At 58.2% G+C, this 15,989-nt stretch carries 15 protein-coding genes and 1 pseudogene; 9 read left to right on the top strand and 7 right to left on the bottom strand.

The window, feature by feature from the left end:
- The first annotated feature begins 13 nt into the window (after positions 1-13).
- From FCS96_RS09100 to FCS96_RS09110, 3 genes are all read left to right on the top strand, one after another.
- Positions 14-1,363 (top strand): MFS transporter, encoded by a 1,350-nt coding sequence (locus tag FCS96_RS09100; protein ID WP_138440039.1) that lies wholly within the window; start codon positions 14-16, stop codon positions 1,361-1,363.
- Positions 1,364-1,474: 111 nt separating this feature from the next.
- Positions 1,475-2,653, top strand: a complete 1,179-nt coding sequence (locus tag FCS96_RS09105) for a benzoate/H(+) symporter BenE family transporter (RefSeq protein WP_138440040.1) — start codon at positions 1,475-1,477, stop codon at positions 2,651-2,653.
- Positions 2,654-2,698: 45 nt separating this feature from the next.
- On the top strand, positions 2,699-3,166 hold the full coding sequence (locus FCS96_RS09110; protein ID WP_138440041.1) for an acyl-CoA thioesterase: 468 nt from the start codon (positions 2,699-2,701) through the stop codon (positions 3,164-3,166).
- Here the strand turns inward: FCS96_RS09110 and FCS96_RS09115 are convergent, their stop codons facing one another.
- Positions 3,167-3,850, bottom strand: coding sequence for a type 1 glutamine amidotransferase domain-containing protein (locus tag FCS96_RS09115; protein WP_138440042.1), 684 nt, complete (start codon positions 3,848-3,850; stop codon positions 3,167-3,169).
- A gap of 188 nt (positions 3,851-4,038) precedes the next feature.
- On the opposite strand from FCS96_RS09115, the gene FCS96_RS09120 reads away from it, so the two are divergent.
- Both FCS96_RS09120 and FCS96_RS09125 read left to right on the top strand, forming a co-directional pair.
- Complete coding sequence (locus tag FCS96_RS09120) at positions 4,039-5,421, top strand: ribonuclease J (RefSeq protein WP_138440043.1); 1,383 nt, start codon at positions 4,039-4,041, stop codon at positions 5,419-5,421.
- A gap of 92 nt (positions 5,422-5,513) precedes the next feature.
- Positions 5,514-5,945: a hotdog fold thioesterase gene (locus tag FCS96_RS09125; protein WP_138440044.1), complete on the top strand. Its 432-nt coding sequence runs from the start codon at positions 5,514-5,516 to the stop codon at positions 5,943-5,945.
- Here FCS96_RS09125 and FCS96_RS09130 read toward each other — a convergent pair.
- Positions 5,942-7,306 carry an HD-GYP domain-containing protein gene (locus FCS96_RS09130; RefSeq protein WP_138440045.1) on the bottom strand — a complete coding sequence of 455 codons (1,365 nt, stop codon included), beginning with the start codon at positions 7,304-7,306 and terminating at the stop codon, positions 5,942-5,944. The genes FCS96_RS09125 and FCS96_RS09130 overlap by 4 nt on opposite strands.
- 166 nt (positions 7,307-7,472) lie before the next feature.
- On the opposite strand from FCS96_RS09130, the gene FCS96_RS09135 reads away from it, so the two are divergent.
- Positions 7,473-8,150 (top strand): hypothetical protein, encoded by a 678-nt coding sequence (locus tag FCS96_RS09135; protein WP_138440046.1) that lies wholly within the window; start codon positions 7,473-7,475, stop codon positions 8,148-8,150.
- 3 nt (positions 8,151-8,153) lie between these two features.
- Here FCS96_RS09135 and FCS96_RS09140 read toward each other — a convergent pair whose 3' ends face one another.
- Positions 8,154-8,885, bottom strand: a complete 732-nt coding sequence (locus FCS96_RS09140) for a sulfite exporter TauE/SafE family protein (RefSeq protein ID WP_138440047.1) — start codon at positions 8,883-8,885, stop codon at positions 8,154-8,156.
- 111 nt (positions 8,886-8,996) lie between these two features.
- On the opposite strand from FCS96_RS09140, the gene FCS96_RS09145 reads away from it, so the two are divergent.
- Positions 8,997-9,461 (top strand): YchJ family protein, encoded by a 465-nt coding sequence (locus tag FCS96_RS09145; protein ID WP_138440048.1) that lies wholly within the window; start codon positions 8,997-8,999, stop codon positions 9,459-9,461.
- Between the two features lie 18 nt (positions 9,462-9,479).
- On the opposite strand, the gene FCS96_RS09150 is transcribed toward FCS96_RS09145, so the two are convergent.
- Entirely contained in the window at positions 9,480-10,361 is an 882-nt protein-coding gene (locus FCS96_RS09150; protein WP_138440049.1) for a LysR family transcriptional regulator, read from the bottom strand.
- 123 nt (positions 10,362-10,484) lie between these two features.
- Here FCS96_RS09150 and FCS96_RS09155 point away from each other — a divergent pair.
- Positions 10,485-11,036 (top strand): annotated as a pseudogene (locus FCS96_RS09155) (cation transporter); the annotation flags it as partial.
- Positions 11,037-11,090: 54 nt separating this feature from the next.
- Here the strand turns inward: FCS96_RS09155 and FCS96_RS20225 are convergent.
- Both FCS96_RS20225 and FCS96_RS09165 read right to left on the bottom strand, forming a co-directional pair.
- Entirely contained in the window at positions 11,091-11,477 is a 387-nt protein-coding gene (locus FCS96_RS20225; RefSeq protein WP_138440051.1) for a thiol-disulfide oxidoreductase DCC family protein, read from the bottom strand.
- Positions 11,461-12,813 (bottom strand): CHAD domain-containing protein, encoded by a 1,353-nt coding sequence (locus tag FCS96_RS09165; RefSeq protein ID WP_138440052.1) that lies wholly within the window; start codon positions 12,811-12,813, stop codon positions 11,461-11,463. Before FCS96_RS09165 ends, FCS96_RS20225 begins: the two co-directional genes overlap by 17 nt.
- Positions 12,814-13,061: 248 nt before the next feature.
- On the opposite strand from FCS96_RS09165, the gene FCS96_RS09170 reads away from it, so the two are divergent.
- A complete protein-coding gene (locus FCS96_RS09170; RefSeq protein ID WP_138440053.1) occupies positions 13,062-14,738 on the top strand; it encodes a methyl-accepting chemotaxis protein in 1,677 nt (558 codons plus the stop codon).
- Position 14,739: 1 nt separating this feature from the next.
- On the opposite strand, the gene FCS96_RS09175 is transcribed toward FCS96_RS09170, so the two are convergent.
- Positions 14,740-15,924 (bottom strand): response regulator, encoded by a 1,185-nt coding sequence (locus FCS96_RS09175; protein WP_171040713.1) that lies wholly within the window; start codon positions 15,922-15,924, stop codon positions 14,740-14,742.
- Positions 15,925-15,989: the final 65 nt, after the last annotated feature.

The raw sequence follows: 15,989 nt of genomic DNA on the forward strand, positions 1-15,989 counted from the left end.
GAAGTGAGAGATCATGAGAAACATTGATGTAAACGACGTTGTTGATAACGCGACGTTCAATAAATTTCACTGGAAGGTACTCTTCTGGTGCACCCTGATTATCATTTTCGACGGCTATGATCTGGTGATTTATGGCGTCGTTCTTCCCCTCTTGATGGACCAGTGGGGCTTGAACCCCTATGTGGCTGGGCTGCTTGGCAGCAGCGCACTGTTTGGCATGATGTTCGGGGCCATGAGTTTTGGCATGCTCTCAGACAAGTTGGGGCGCAAGAAAACGATCATCATGTGCGTGGTACTGTTCAGTGTGACCACCGTGATTAACGGTTTTGCGACCACACCTTGGGAATTCGGCATTCTCCGCTTTATTGCCGGCCTGGGGATCGGCGGTGTTATGCCTAACGTGGTATCGCTGATGAGCGAGTATTCCCCCAAGAAAAGCCGAAGCACCCTGGTAGCACTGATGTTTTCAGGTTATGCGGTGGGTGGCATGATGTCAGCGGGGCTTGGCATCTGGATCGTGCCCAACTTTGGCTGGGAGATCATGTTCTACTTGGCCATTGTGCCCATGCTGATACTCCCATTCATGCTGAAATTTCTGCCGGAGTCGGTGGCCTTTCTGATGGCCCAAAAGCGCGAAGGCGAAGCCCGGTCGATTCTGCAACGTGTAGCGCCGAACAGAAACATCACGGAGCGCGATGTGTTGATCGTGCCGCCGACCACAGAAAGCAAAGCGCCGGTACTGGAGCTGTTCCGGGACGGCCGGGCCATGAGCACGATGATGTTCTGGACGGCATTCTTCTGCTGCTTGCTGATGGTCTATGCCCTGGGTTCCTGGTTGCCGAAACTGATGTCTTCAGCCGGATACGCCCTGAGCTCCAGCCTGATGTTCCTGATGGTTCTCAATGTTGGCGCGATTGTCGGCGCCGTGGGCGGCGGTTGGCTGGCGGACCGATTCTCACTTCGGTCGGTACTGGTTAGCTTCTTCCTGCTTGGTTCCGGTTCGCTGATCCTGTTGGGCTATGAGAGCCCCATGTGGTTCCTGTACACCCTTATGGGTATTGCCGGCGCGACCACCATCGGCTCACAGATTCTGCTGTACGCTTACGTTGCCCAATATTACCCGACCAGTATTCGTTCCACTGGTCTGGGTTGGGCCTCAGGCATCGGTCGCAATGGCGCTATTGTTGGGCCAATGCTCGGCGGTACCCTGTTGGCAATGGCGCTACCGCATCAGATGAATTTCCTGGCGCTGGCGATTCCCGGGGCCATTGCAACAGTCGCCATTGCACTGGTAGACCGAAAGGGCTTGTCGCGTGAGACCCGCGCGCAAGTTGGGCCAGTAGCTGCAGCGACCACTCACTGAATTGAGCGTTGAAGTTGTGTCTGGGTAGACGGTTAGTCGTAGCCCACTTTGGCCCGGGAGCGTAAGCTTCGCGGGCCTTTTTTCTTTTATTTAGCAATACAGGGACCTCTCATGGCCTCATTCACGAAAGACCTGTCTTTGTCTGCTGTTGTCGCCGGTTTTTTGGCTGTGCTGGTGTCTTACTCCGGCCCGTTGGCTATCTTTTTCCAGGCTGGCAATAGCGCCGGTATTTCTCCGGAAATGATGACATCCTGGGTTTGGGCTATTTCCATGGGCGCAGCTATCTCCGGCATTGTCCTGAGTCTCTGGCTCAAGGCCCCGATCGTGACTGCATGGTCGGCGCCGGGTACGGCGTTGCTGGTCACTCTGTTTCCCGAACTTACCCTGAACGAAGCTGTTGGCGCTTACATTACCGCTGCCATCATCATATTTCTCATCGGCATTACTGGCACCTTCGATGCCTTTGTGCGCGCCATTCCTAAAGGTATTGCCGCTGGCATGATGGCCGGGATCCTGTTCCAGTTCGGAGTTGGTGCATTTACGTCGATTAAAACTACCCCTGCGCTGGCGTTGGGAATGGTAGTCGCTTATGTGGTGTTCCGGCGCCTGGTGCCAAAATATACCTTGGTCCTGTTGCTCATTACCGGCGTGATTCTGGCGGTGGTGCTGGAAGGGGCCTCTCTGTCGGGCGTTCGCTGGAGTATTGCCGTACCGCAATTTATCAGCCCGGAATGGAATCTGGAATCAACCCTGAGCCTGGCGATTCCGCTGGTTCTGGTTAGCCTGACCGGGCAGTTTCTGCCCGGCATGGCCATCCTTAACGGCGCTGGCTATCACGTCAAAGCGAAACCGGTTATCGGGGTTGCCAGTCTGGTGTCGCTGCCAATGGCTGTTTTTGGTGGCATCACCACCGTGGTGGCGGCCATCACCGCTGCGATCTGTACTGGCGAGGATGCCCACAAGGATCCTGGCAAGCGCTATGTCGCAGGAGTTGCCAATGGCGTGTTCTATCTGGTGGGCGGGCTTTTTGCCGGCACTATCGTGAGTCTGTTTACCTCACTGCCGGCGGCATTCGTTGCGGTGTTGGCGGGCCTTGCCTTGCTGGGTGCAATCGCCGGTAATCTGTTTTCGGCACTGGAAGACGCCAGTCACCGGGAGGCATCGCTGATCGCCTTCATCGTGACCGCCTCCGGACTGTCGTTGTATGGGTTGTCGTCCGCTTTCTGGGGTGTTGTCATCGGTTATGGGTGTTACCTGGTGCTCAATGGCGGCGGTAGCAGAAAAACCTGAGGGATTCGGCTAGGCTTGGGGCACACTTATCAGGGCTGCTCAATCATGACTGATCACATCGAACTGCCATTCCGTTTCCGATTTCGCGTGCGTTACGGCGAGTGTGACGCCCAGGGCGTGGTGTTCAATGCCCGTTACGCGGACTTTGTCGACATTGCCGTCAACGAGTACATACGCACCCTTTTCGGGGATTACCAGCGCTTGCTGGATCAGGATCTGGACATTCAGGTGGTCAGCCTCACCGTGAACTGGAAAGCACCGGCAAAGTTTGACGACGTGCTGGAGGCCCGCATTCGGGCAGGGCGGATCGGTAATACCTCGTTTACCCTGCATCTTGAGTTCTATCGGTTTGGTGAAAACCAATTGATCGCGGATGCCGATATCACCTATGTGATGATCCAGCCGTCAAAGATGGCAAAAGTGACGGTGCCGGGAACGATCAGGGAATTACTGGAGGCGGGAGCACCCGGCGTGCTGATTAGCCACGCCGGGGAGCAGGTACAAAAGAGCTGATTAGCCTTCCTGCAGGGCCTGGATCACCGCCTTTGCGGTGCCTTCCGAGGAGGGCGGGTTCTGCCCGGTGATCAGCTTGCCGTCTACCACGATGTGTGGCGTGAAGTCGTCACCGCAGGTGTAGGTGGCGGTTTTTTCCTTCAGCATGTCTTCCAGCAGGAAGGGCACAACGTTGGTCAGGCCAACCACTTCTTCCTCACTGTTGCTGAAGCCGGTTACGTTGCGGCCGCCAACAATGTTCTGACCCGGCTTCACTTCCACATCCCGGAATACTGCGGGGGCGTGGCAGACTGCACCGATCACCTTGTCCTGTTCGTAGGCGGTTTTGATCACCTCAATGGATTTCTGATCGTTGACCAGATCCCACAGCGGGCCATGGCCACCGGGATAGAACACGGCATCGAAGTCGTTCATGTCCACGTCCGCCAGTTTCTTGGTGCTGGCCAGTGATTCCTTGGCGTGGGCGTCGGCCTGGAATCGACGGGTGGTTTCGGTCAGCGCGTCTTCACCCTCGCTGTTCGGATCAACCGGCGGCTGACCACCCTTCGGAGAGGCAATGGTAATCTCGGCACCGGCGTCTCGGAAGACATAGTAGGGCGCGGTGAATTCTTCGAGCCAGAAGCCCGTTTTATGACCTGTATCGCCCATCTGGTCGTGGGAGGTCAGAACCATCAAAATCTTCATAGTGTGTCCGTCCTTTTTTCGACGAATGAATGGCGAATCTTGGCTGCGCCTGGTATCGAGTTGGAGCCTGTTGGAATAAATTCAACCGGGGTTACGTGAATTAAAGCAGGACAGATCTGCCGGAGGTTATCCTGAGTACACAAAATTTTCCGCGATCATGTCGCGAACTACATGGAAGATCGTTATAAATGACACCTGATCACAACGACCTCTGGTTTTTGCCACTAGGCGGCACTGGCGAGATCGGCATGAACCTTAACCTGTACGGGCACGATGGCCAGTGGTTGATGGTGGACTGTGGCGTGACCTTCCCAAAGCCCGGCCGGGTGTCGGCAGATGGTACGGTTCACCACCGCGGCGAGCCTCCGGTCCAGATGGCTGATCCTGCCTTTATCGCCGACCGCCGGGAACAGTTGGCGGGCTTGATCATTACCCACGCCCATGAAGACCACGTGGGCGCCGTGCCCTATCTGTGGCCGTTGTTACAGTGCCCCATCTACACCAGCCGGTTTACCGCGGAGATTCTGCGTCGCAAGTTGGCGGAATTTGATCTGGCCCATCGCGTTCCCATCATTGTGGTAGAGACCGGCGAACGCCGTCAGATCGGCCCGTTCAACGTCCAGTGGCTGGCTTTGACTCACTCCATCCCAGACCCCAATGCCTTGATGATCCGCACTGGCATCGGCAATATTTTTCACAGTGGCGACTGGAAACTGGACGACCATCCCCTGGTCGGCCATGGCTATTCCCGCGAGACCTTTACCGACCTGGCGGCCGAGGGCGTAGATGCCATGGTCTGCGACTCTACTAACGCCACGGTGGCCGGGCACTCCATTTCCGAGGCCGCGCTGCACCAGGGCTTGCTGGAGGTGGTAAAGGCGGCTCCGGGCCGGGTGGTGGTGACCTGCTTTGGCAGCAACATTGCCCGGCTGCACACCCTTAGCCTGATAGCCCGGGAAACCGGGCGCTACATGGGCCTGCTGGGGCGCTCTCTGATCAACATGAGTGGCGCCGCACGGGCCGCCGGCATCTGGGATGAGGCCGACTGGCTGATCAACCCGTCGCACCTTGGCTACTTGCCGAAGGGGGAGGTTCTGGCCGTGGCCACCGGCAGCCAGGGTGAGCCGCGCACCGCTTTGCGCCGCCTGGCTATGGGCAGTCATCCGGATTTCGAGTTGGAAGCCGGTGATACCGTGATCTTTAGCGCCCGCGCTATTCCCGGTAACGAAGAAGCCATTGAGGCTTTGATCGACCGGCTAAGGGCAATGAGCGTTACCGTGATTACCGCCGAGCAATCGGCCGTGCCGATTCATGCCTCCGGCCACCCGGCCCAGGAAGAGCTTCAGGCCATGTACCAGTGGGTGCGGCCGAAGATTGCCATTCCGGTGCATGGAGAAGGGGAGCACATGGATGCCCATGCCCACCTTGCCAAGGGCGTTGGCGTGTCGAAAACCCTGGTGGGGCGTAACGGTGACCTGTTCATGATCCGGCCGGTACCGGGCATGCGTCGGCAGATTGCCGAGACCGGTCGGCTGGGGTGGGACAAGCAGGAGCTGGTCCGGGTTGAGTGAGCCCGGAGCAGATTCCGATAGTCGTTCGCATCCTATCTGGTTAGACTGGGCCTCTTACAACCACAAACCCTTTCACAGGAGGCCGTCGTCTAATGGCTATCTGGACCCGCACCCCAAATCTTGAATCCTTCATGGAATCCAGCAAAAACACCGCAGTCGGTCACATGGGGATCGAGTATCTGGAAGTCGGCGACGACTATGTCAAAGGCCGTATGCCCGTAGACGAGCGCACTGTACAGCCGTTTGGCATTCTCCATGGCGGTGCCTCGGTATTGCTGGCGGAAACCCTGGGCAGCATGGCAGCGAACTGCTGCCTGAAAAATCCGGACACGGTGGCGGTGGGCCTGGACATCAATGCCAACCACTTGCGTCCGGTCAGCAAGGGGTGGGTTTACGGCACCGCACACGCGCTGCACATCGGCAGTACCACTCAGGTCTGGGAAATTCGCCTGGAGAACGAGGAAGGCAAGCCCACCTGCATTTCCAGGCTGACCATGGCAGTCACCAAACTACCGAGTCGCTAATCGTTCCAGGGTTCGTCTGAGGACTCTATAACCGGGGCTGAGTTGATCAGCCCCTGGTCAACGAAGTCCTGCAATACGATGCTGTAGGTACCATCTGGCACTTCCCTGGCAATTTGGTAAGCGACTCCGGTCGAATCTTTCGGAGATTTCATCAGGTCCAGATGTTGGTACGGCGTCAGCTCCACGTGATCGGCGTCGCGCACCATCAGCACCTTGGGCTTGAGCTTGTGCTTGGGGTGGCTCTCGACCACGATCCCGACTTCGCCGTTCAGCATTTCCACGATCGACCCCGGCGGATAGATGCCGATCATCTGGATGAATGCTTCCGCCAGTTCCTTGTCGAACTGGGTGCCCCGATGCTTGTGAATTGCTTCGAGCGCCTGCATGGACGCACGGCCTTTGTCGTACACCCGGTCACTGGTAATGGCGTCGTAGGTGTCCACGAGGCCGACGATCTTGGCAAAATACGGAACTTGTTGGGCCTTGAGGCCTCGAGGATAGCCTTGGCCATCCATCCGTTCATGATGGCTGTAGGCAACATCCACCGCCGTGGCCAGCGAGTTGCTGGTGCCCATCAGGATGGCGCGGCCGTGGGTGGTGTGGGTGCGCATCGTCTCGAACTCTTCCGGCGTAAGCGCTCCGGGTTTGTTCAGAACAGTATCCGGAATCCGGGTCTTGCCGACGTCGTGCAGCAGGCCGCAGAGGGCCAGGGTGCGAATCTCGCCTTCCAGCAACCCCAGATGCTTGCCGAATGCCGCCGACAGGATCGACACGTTGATGCAGTGTTCTGCCGTGTATTCGTCCTGATGCTTGATCTTGGTGAGCAGCATGAGGGCGTTCTCATTGCGCAGGACGCTCTCAACGCAGCTGTTCACCACCGCACGGGCGTTATTCAGGTCTAGCGCTCTGCCCACCCGTAAACCCGACATGATCGATTTGGCGGTTTGTTGCGCGTCTTCAAATTTGACCGCCGCAAAAGGCATTTCGGAGCCTAAGTCCACCTTGTTGATGTAGGTGACCCGCTTGCGGGTTTTAGGTTGTGTGGCTACTTGCTCCTGCTCCTTAGCCTTCTTGGACGAGCCCTTGAACAAGCCAAAGAAGCCGGAAGATGATTTCGGGCGGGTCTCGGATCGGATCGGGTGCGGTGTGTGTTGCGAGGCTGTGTCCAGCCGTCCTTCGATAAAGACGAAATCACACTGGGCCTGGAGAGAATGAATTTCCTGGGGATCGCGGATCACAAAGCCCTGGAGCAGAAAGTCTGTTTCTTCCCAGGCCCTGTCCAGTCGCACAACGTGCATGCCCAGGGACAGTTCAGAGACGTGGACGCGGGTTTCAACAATCTCTTGGTGGGTTTTGCCCATGGCAAGTATCCAGTCATCCCTAATTAATGCCCTAGTTTGAGGCCAGGCACCTCTTCACGGGCAGCCAAAATTGCAAAATCTGGTCAAATGGTGTTCATTCAGAAAGCTAGTTGTTCCTTCTTTGGCAAACTGCCTCATTTACACAGAGTAGACTGGATTATCAGCGATGTATAATCCCAACAGCGTAAGGCTCTGGTGGCTCGCACTCGGCGCGGCACTGGTGCCGCTGCTGACCATTCATCTCACCTTTTTTGTCTCGGTTATCGAGGGTTACGTCTCGTTTTGTATCCCCTACTGGGACAGCTGCACCAGCATTAGTCGTACTGGGCGCCACGGCACTGCCTATTTTATCTTTAAGGGAACCATGCTGCCGGCGGCCATCGTCGGCGTCTTGTTCTGGTGGGGCAACCGTGTGTGGCTGGCTCAACTGGGCTTGCGCTCAACCTCAGTCGCCTGGGTGCCGTGGCTCGGTCTGGTTGCCGGCCTGGCCCTGGGTGCCTACACCGTGGCGCTCGGCCATGAAGGGGATGGCTTTAACCTGATGCGTCGTATTGGTGTTGTGCTTTACCTTTCCCTCACCTTCCTGTGTGAACTGCTGATCAGTGGGGCGCTTAGGCTGCATCCAAGCTGGAGTCGCCCGGCTCGGGGCCTGCTTGGGCTGTGTCAGCTCACGCTAGCGGTGGGCATTCTCTCGGTGCTGTTGAATGCGTTCGCGCCAGAGCTCTATCGCCGAACCGACGATGCCTTCGAATGGGTCTTTGCCCTGCTTATCAATGTCCATGCCCTGTGGTTGGCCTTGCTCTGGCGCAGGAGCGGGTTCCGCGTGCGGTTCTGGGTGGATTGACGGTTACAGCGACATCAAGCCGCGCACCAGGGCGGCAATGCCGGCAACCGCTGCAATGGTCAGGATCACTGGCCGAAGTCCGTTGGCCGGCATCCGGTGCACCAGATGGCCGGACAGCCAGAAGCCAATGAGCATGCCCGGAAAAGTGAGTCCGAACAGGCGCAGCTCCCGGACTCCCAGGTACCCGGAGTACAGCAGTGCTGCCAGACTAAAGAAACTGGCGGTCAGGAAGAACGCCGACATGTTAGCGCGCACCAGCGGCCCCTTCTGGTTCTGGTAGATCATGGCGATGGGTGGCCCGCCAACGGCGGTGATGGTGCCCATAAAGGTGGAGGCGGCCCCTGCAATAACGCTATTGCGGGCGTTCAGGGCAGGGCGCAGGCCGCCAAGGCTCAGGGCCACGCCGGTCAGGATCAGGATGCCGAAAATCAGTTCAAAACCTTTTGGTGACAACACCAGCAGGATCAGCGCCGCCAGGATCGTCCCAATGACACCGCCCCCGATCGCAAATCGAACTTCCCGGATTGCCAGGGCGCCCCGGTTACGCACCAGCATGAACACGGTCAGTACCGCTGCGTTCAGGATCAGTGGCGCGGGCAGCAGGATGGGACTGATCAGGAACAGCAATGGTGCTGCCAGGGTACCAATGCCATAGCCGGCGACGCCCTGCAGACAGGCGCCAGCCAGAAGAGCGGCGTTCGCGAGAAGAACCTGTAACAGGCTAATATCATCCAAGATTGTCACCGGGTTAAGGACGGTGTGCTTTGATAACACAGCGGGCTACCGGTTGAAACTGATAGACTGCCCGCGGCTATCCGACCATGGTGTAAGAACGGATCACACTCAATGACAGATTGCTCCTCCCAAGACCTCGCCCGATGCCCCTGTGGCTCCACCTTAGCCTACGAACAGTGCTGCCAGCCGTTGCACAGGGGCGAGGCCGCCGCCACGCCGGAGGCGCTGATGCGTTCCCGGTACAGTGCTTTTGTGGTCGGGCAGGCCGACTACCTGCTGGCCACCTGGCACCCCAGCACCCGGCCGGTCGAGTTGAGTCTGGAGTCGTCGCCAGATTGGGTGTCGCTGACTATTCTCGACAGTTCCGAGGCCGGGGAAACGGGCCAGGTCCACTTCAGGGCGGTGCACCGAGTCGGAGATGGTTGGGGCTATCTGGAAGAGCAGTCTCAGTTTGTTCGGGAACAGGGCCGGTGGCTGTATGTCACCGGCGATACCGGCGAGGGTCAGCTAAAACCCGGGCGTAACGATCGTTGTCCCTGTGGCAGTGGCAGGAAATACAAAGCCTGCTGTTTGTAGGCACTGCCTCGCGCTGCTCTAGTGCTCCGCCTCCAGGTATTCCTCCAGAGCCCCTGCCAGCCAGCCAACCACGGCACCGCCCTGGGCCTGTTCCGATTCCAGGGTGCTGAATACTTTCCACCACTGGGCGCTGCGATGACGAATAACGGTCAGTTGTTGTTGCCTTAGCGCCTCAGCAATCAGCGGCAGGGGCAGATCAGCCCAGCCCGCCCCTTCGATGACGGCATCACGAATCAGTTCGTACTGGGTGAATGCCAGGTAGTTGGCGGTTTCCGGGGATTCCGCTTCTACTCGCGCATTGTTCATGTAGGCCAGAGTCACCTCAGTGTGGCTCACCAGGTCGTCCTGGGTCACCCGCTTTAGCTGGCTCAGGGGGTGGTCTGGGGCCGCGACTGTCAGCATTCGCACATCAGCCAGTTCCCGGAACCACTGGTAGCCCTCACTCTGTAGTTCCGGCATCAGGCCATAAGCTACATCCACCGACTGGTTGCGCACCAGGGTGGGTAGCTCACGGGGTGGTGCCAGGTAAACGGACAGGCTGGTTTGTGGGAAGCGGGTTTTCAGTTGCCGCAAAATATCCCGCCAAGCTGCCTCGGGCAGGGCATCGTCCCGGGCGATTCTCAGTACCGATTCGGCCCCGCTGAGATGATGCTGGCACCGGGCGCGAATCTGCCCGGCCACCTGATCAAAGCGCCGGCAATCGGTGACGATGGCGCTGCCAATCGGGGTCAGGTGGAGCTGGTTGCCGGTGCGTTCGAACAGCTCAACGCCCAGGTCATCTTCCAGTGCGGCCAACATGGTGCTGACTGTGGTTCGGCTGCGGTTCAGTTCCCGGGCAGCGGAGGCGATGGTGCCGTTGCGCACCACGGCCAGGAACACCTTGATTTGCGATGTTTTCAACGACTGCTCTCCTTGCGACGGGTTTTCCGTCGGTCACCGACTCACGCCAGGGTGCGGGTGTCGCTAATATGGCCTTTAAATCACGGGAGAGCAAAAATGTTGATGTTAATAGCGCGGGAAAACATGGCGCTAACCCTGTCTGCCATCGCAGCGGGTCTGTTTGCGCTGGTGGGCATCAGTTGGGGGCTTTGGATCGGCTCGCTGGTGATCCTGTTTGATGGTGCCTACTCGCTGGTCAGTGTGGTGTTGTCGCTGCTGTCGCTCTATGCAGCGCGGGTGATTCGTCGCCCGGCCTGCGCCGACTACCCGTTTGGTCGCGGCGCGATTGAGCCCCTGGTAATTGCGGTCAAAGGGCTGGTCATTGCGCTGGTGTGTCTGTTGTCAATGGTGTCCGCCGTTATCGCTCTGGTTGAGGGTGGTCGTGCGGTCAGTGCCGACATGGCCATGGTGTTTGCGGCCGTGAGTGTTGTGGGTTGCCTGGCGGTGTGGCTATACCTTGCCTGGGTAGGTAAGCGAGTTGGGTCCGGATTGGTAGTGGCGGAACGCCGTCAGTGGTTGATGGATACCATGCTGAGCGCCGCCGTTCTGATCGGCTTTGGTGTGGGTGCCTGGCTGGAACAGACTGCCTGGTCGGCCCTGGTGGTATATGCGGACCCGGTCATGATGGTTCTTATTTCGGCCTATTTCATTGTCGTGCCGGTAAAAATGACAGCCGGGGCAGTTCGGGAATTAATGCTGGCAGCGCCGCCGGAGGCGGTTGCCAATGGCACAGGCGTACTTGCGCTCATAGCGGCTGTCTGCCCAGCGCTCATAAATCCGGGACGCGGCCGGGTAGATGATCGGCCAGAGTAGGGGCTTGAACAGGAACCCGAAGCGGGTGTGTGACCAGGCGCGGACGTTGGCGTGCAGGCCGGTCACCCATTCCCCGGTCGACGCCATCAGGTGCAGCCGGCGCAGCAGTTGTTCGTGGCTGGGCAGCGCGGTGTTGGTGCCGCTCTGCTCGTGGATGTCGGCAAAAATCAGATTGCCGTCCTGGAGTTTGCGCAGGGTTCGGATCTCACGGGCGCACAACGGGCACTGACCGTCGTAAAAAAGCGTGTCATAGCGGGGATCCATCAAGTCCTCCAAGGGCTAATATCTGCTCGCGGACCTCCACTTTCCGCTGGGTTAATTGAGTCTCCAAACCGGCAACCGCCGCCGGCAAAGCTTCCGGCGAATTCCATCGGAACTGATGCAGCAGCTGAATCTGCACCGCGAGATCCTGAAACCGGCCGAATAACTGCTGGCGCGCTTTCACCATCTTCAGCGGCCCCTTCCATCGGTCCGGTTCCAGTTCCATCAGATACCGGGCGCGCTTGTACAACTTGCGCAGGGCGTGAATCTGCTCGTCCGATGACTCAGGCGTGAGTTCTGCCGTTTTCTGGTTGCACTGGGTCATACGTCGGTCGATGGTTGTTCGGATGTCTTTATGACTCAGCGATCTGGCAAGTTTCTGAAATGCGCCAGACTCAATCAGGCTGAGCCAATCCTGCGTGCGCTTTTGGTGGCGCTTGCTGGCCAGGCTTTTGTTCAGCAGCTGTTGTTCAGCATCTGCGGCCTCTTCGAAGTAGGTGCGCAGGCCGGTTTCCAGCTCATCGTTGCCTCCGCAAAGCTCGGGCAGCTGTTGCAGCAGCACGTGCAGATCCCTCAGATGGCTGGTGGCGCCGGCCCGGTTCTTGAGCTGTTTGACGGGCCTGGCCAGCAGCTTGGAACCATTGACCTCCCGGATGGATTCGGCGATGGCACGGCTGCGCCGCAGGGCAATCCGGTATTGATGCAAGAACTCGTCATCCAGCCCCAGTTGGACCCCCGGCTCCAGATCATTGAGCCAGTGCTGGAGGCTCTGGAGTGTGTCGGCGAGGTCCCGCTTGCGCCCTGTTGTGTCGGGGTTGGTTCGTTTTTTCTGCTTGCGGACAAAGTGGGTATAGCTGAACTGCTGCGGCGTCAGCAGGGCGTTCAGCTTGGCCTTACCTTTAGCGAGCTGGTGCCAGTGCTCAATGGGTATGCACAAATTCATGAAGCTGCCTGTGGGCAACTGCGCTGGCGGCTGTTTCAGTAGCCATTGGGCCAGCTCCAGCAGCGCCGGGTTGTGGCCGATGATGGCAATGGTCTCCTGGTCGCCCAGACCTTGCAGCCATTGCAACAGCTTCCGGTAATCAAAGGTGTAGAGTTCCGGGCAGGTCTGCACCCGCGTTTCGGGAAAGGTCGAGGGTAATACTCCAGCCAGGGTGGCTTGTGCCCGAACGGCAACGCTGCTGTAAACCTCACCGGCAAAGGCGTCTTGATGAGCCAGTGCCGATCCCAACGGTGCCAGTTGGCTTTGACCGCGGGCGTTCAGCGGGCGCTCCCGGTCACCGAGACTATCATCGGCCCAGCTGGATTTAGCGTGTCGGATCAGAAAAAGCTGCTTCATGGTTCCATCCCGCTGAAGGGAAAATTTGTTTATTCGAATTCAAGTTTGGCGGCCGGTGGCCGACAGTTGGATTAAGATCGTGCGTGAATGAGATCAGTCTAGAGTCAGCGTTAGATTGATGCATAAGACACACTGGGTGCGCCCTATGCTGGTTGCAGCATCGTTACCTGCCTTAACATACTGGAACAGCACGCGACGAATCTCTGTGGATAATTCATAACTCTAATCAGTCCTCAAGGATAGTTGACATGAACCTTCTGAACACTCTTCGTATTCGCTCGCGGCTGCTTCTGGCGGTGCTGGTCCCTGTTATCCTCACGGCGGCCACCCTGGCCTGGATTACCGTCATTCAGATCGACGCTCATGGAAAGGCCGAGCTCCACCGTCTCAAAACCGATTTGCTGGAGACCCGGAAAAACGGCTTAAAAAACTTGGTGGATGCCGCCAAGGCCGTAGTTCTGGAAGCGAAGAGCGATCCTGACTTGACCGAAGAGGAAGCCAAGGCTGAGGCTGCGTCACGCCTGCGCAGTATCCGGTTCGATAAGACTAACTATGTGTTCGCTTATACCCGGGATGTGAATAACCTGGCCTATGCGCCGGACCCCTCCAAGGAAGGACCAAGCAATAATCCGACCTTGAAAAAGCTGGTGCAGGCGCTGTTCAACGCGGCAGAGTCTGATGGTTTTCACGGCTACGACTGGGTGAATCCGGGCTCCGGTAAGGAAGAGCCGAAAGTGTCCTATTCCACGATTATTCCGGGCTGGGACTGGATGATTGGCGCCGGTGTATACGTCACCAATATCGATCAGGAAGTTGCGTCAGCCAAAGCCGAGATTGCTGAAGATCGAAACGCCACACTTAGCTTTATTTTGCTGGTGACCGTTGTTGTCGTGGTGATTGCTATGCTGATCGGCCTATTGGTTGGCCGCTCGGTCACCCAACCACTGAAAAAAGTCAGCGACACGATGCAGGAAATCGCCGACGGCGATGGCGATCTGCGCCAGCGGTTACCCGAAGAGGGTAGCGATGAGCTGTCCGAACTGGGTCGTCGCTTCAATGCCTTCGTGATCAAGATCCAGAACACCATTCGCGAGGTTGGTGCCACCACGGATCAGGTCGCCTCGGCGGCCGAAGAATTGAGCCGGGTGGCGAACGAAACCCGCGCCTCAGTTCGGGAGCAGGGTTCAGAAACCGACCAGATTGCGTCGGCTATCAATGAAATGGCGACGACCATTCAGCAGATTTCCGGCAATGCCAACCAGGTCGAAAGTGCTGCATCGGACGCCGACCGCGTCGCCCGAGACGGTGGTGAAACCATTGTCAGTGCCCAGGGCGCGGTCAACAAGCTGTCCGAGGAAATCCAGGAGAGCGCCCGCACCATTGATGCGTTGGCGGAAAAATCCGACGACATTCAGCAGGTTTTGGATGTCATCCATGCAGTCACTGAGCAGACCAACCTGCTGGCGTTGAATGCCGCCATTGAGGCCGCCCGTGCCGGTGAGCATGGGCGTGGCTTCTCGGTGGTGGCCGATGAGGTGCGTCAACTGGCCAAGCGCAGCGCCGAGTCCGCCGATCAGATCCGCGAGATGGTGGATGGCTTCGTGTCGGAATCCCGCTCAGCGGTTGAGCGTATGAACAAGTCCCGTGACCGGTCTTCGGAAACCGTGGAGCGTATCAATCACGCCTCCACCGCCCTGGGCACCATCGAAAAATCAGTGGGTCAGATCCACGACCAGGTGACTCAGATTGCCACCGCCGCCGAACAACAGAGTCAGGTGGCCGAGGAAATAAACCAGAACGTGGTGCGCATTGTCGACGCCGCTCAACGCAGCGACACCGGCGTAACCCAAACCAACGATGCGAGCCACGAGTTGGCCCGCCTGGGTGAAACTCTGCGCGGGCTGGTGGGCCAGTTCAAGGTGTGAGTCAGAGTCCCTCGTTCTGCTTGATCAGTTCCCTGAGCCTGCGTGAACGGCGGGCTCGGGACAGAAGCGTGGTGAGCAGATAGTCCGGGTCGAACGGTTTGATAATGTAGTCGTCACCCCCCAAGGCGGCGCCTATAATCTTTTGATCAGGGTGGGTATCGGTGGTCAGGAAGAGGATCGGCACAGGGTCGAGTCGTCGGTCCTGACGCATTACTGCCGCCAGTTCGGTGCCAGAGACCTCTGGCATGATTACATCCAGAAGAATGATGTCTGGTTCGAATGCTCGCGCGGCGTCCAGTGCGGTCATTGGGTCACTGACTGGGTAGACCGCCAGTCCCGCCTGCTCCAGAAGCACCTGGTTTACCTGCAGGGTGGTTTCGTCGTCGTCCACCATCAGAACCCGGAATGGCGGCGAATCCTTGCGATCGGTGAATTCGTGGGCCAGGTCTATCAGGTCTGTCTGAGTGACCGGCTTCTCCAGGTAGCGAGAGGCGCCCGACCGCAACGCCGTCAGGCGTGCCTCCATATCATCCCGGACCGAGAGGAATGCAACCGGCGGCAGTCGTCCTACTGTGCGCTTCAGGTACTCGATGACGCGGGGCCCCGCAGTGCGTTCGTTGCCGAAGACGACGTCCATGAGGATCAAATCCGGGGTTGGCAGAACTTCGAAGGTGTCGCCGTAGATGGTCGCTGACAAAAACACCTGGGCATCGAAGCCGGCCGCTTCCAGCCACAGCAGCATTTCGTTGGCGACCAGCTCGTTATCTTCAATAATGTGGATCTTTCGGCTGCCAGGGAAGAACCGCTGATCCAGTTCGGGCTCTTGATCAAAATCCATAGTGCGCATTTTCTGCACCAGGTTAAGCATGTCTCTTCGTTTTTCTTCCGGACCACGCGGGCTGGTGCTGAACCAGCCATCAATGAGGTCCAGCAGCCGCTTGGCAGCGTCGGACACGGAATGTAGGCCTACAGAACCTGCCGAGCCGGCCAGTTTGTGGGCCTCCTGGTAGGTCATGTTGAGGCCCGAGCGCACGGCGGCACCGTCCTCGGCGTATTCGCGGTCCACAGGAATGGTACTGATCAGATACTCCAGCCGGTCCAACCGCCTGGGGAGCCGTTCCTGGTAACTTTGGCGTAGTTGTTTCAGGCGCGCCTGCGGACTATCTAGATCTTTATTGGTGTCCATGTACATTGCCCAGATTCCATTCGCATTGGTCGAAGAAAACCTACTCCACAATGGAACATAGTCCA

The sequence above is a fragment of the Marinobacter alexandrii genome, from assembly GCF_005871205.1.
Lineage (GTDB): Bacteria > Pseudomonadota > Gammaproteobacteria > Pseudomonadales > Oleiphilaceae > Marinobacter > Marinobacter alexandrii.

What these genes read in the sequence shown, in the direction of transcription:
- FCS96_RS09115 (WP_138440042.1), bottom strand. Translation starts at nt 3,850, where the DNA reads ATGAAGATTTTGATGGTTCTGACCTCCCACGACCAGATGGGCGATACA.
- FCS96_RS09145 (WP_138440048.1), top strand. Translation starts at nt 8,997, where the DNA reads ATGACAGATTGCTCCTCCCAAGACCTCGCCCGATGCCCCTGTGGCTCC.
- FCS96_RS20225 (WP_138440051.1), bottom strand. Translation starts at nt 11,477, where the DNA reads ATGGATCCCCGCTATGACACGCTTTTTTACGACGGTCAGTGCCCGTTG.
- FCS96_RS09130 (WP_138440045.1), bottom strand. Translation starts at nt 7,306, where the DNA reads ATGGGCAAAACCCACCAAGAGATTGTTGAAACCCGCGTCCACGTCTCT.
- FCS96_RS09100 (WP_138440039.1), top strand. Translation starts at nt 14, where the DNA reads ATGAGAAACATTGATGTAAACGACGTTGTTGATAACGCGACGTTCAAT.
- FCS96_RS09125 (WP_138440044.1), top strand. Translation starts at nt 5,514, where the DNA reads ATGGCTATCTGGACCCGCACCCCAAATCTTGAATCCTTCATGGAATCC.
- FCS96_RS09165 (WP_138440052.1), bottom strand. Translation starts at nt 12,813, where the DNA reads ATGAAGCAGCTTTTTCTGATCCGACACGCTAAATCCAGCTGGGCCGAT.
- FCS96_RS09110 (WP_138440041.1), top strand. Translation starts at nt 2,699, where the DNA reads ATGACTGATCACATCGAACTGCCATTCCGTTTCCGATTTCGCGTGCGT.
- FCS96_RS09135 (WP_138440046.1), top strand. Translation starts at nt 7,473, where the DNA reads ATGTATAATCCCAACAGCGTAAGGCTCTGGTGGCTCGCACTCGGCGCG.
- FCS96_RS09105 (WP_138440040.1), top strand. Translation starts at nt 1,475, where the DNA reads ATGGCCTCATTCACGAAAGACCTGTCTTTGTCTGCTGTTGTCGCCGGT.
- FCS96_RS09120 (WP_138440043.1), top strand. Translation starts at nt 4,039, where the DNA reads ATGACACCTGATCACAACGACCTCTGGTTTTTGCCACTAGGCGGCACT.
- FCS96_RS09175 (WP_171040713.1), bottom strand. Translation starts at nt 15,924, where the DNA reads ATGGACACCAATAAAGATCTAGATAGTCCGCAGGCGCGCCTGAAACAA.
- FCS96_RS09170 (WP_138440053.1), top strand. Translation starts at nt 13,062, where the DNA reads ATGAACCTTCTGAACACTCTTCGTATTCGCTCGCGGCTGCTTCTGGCG.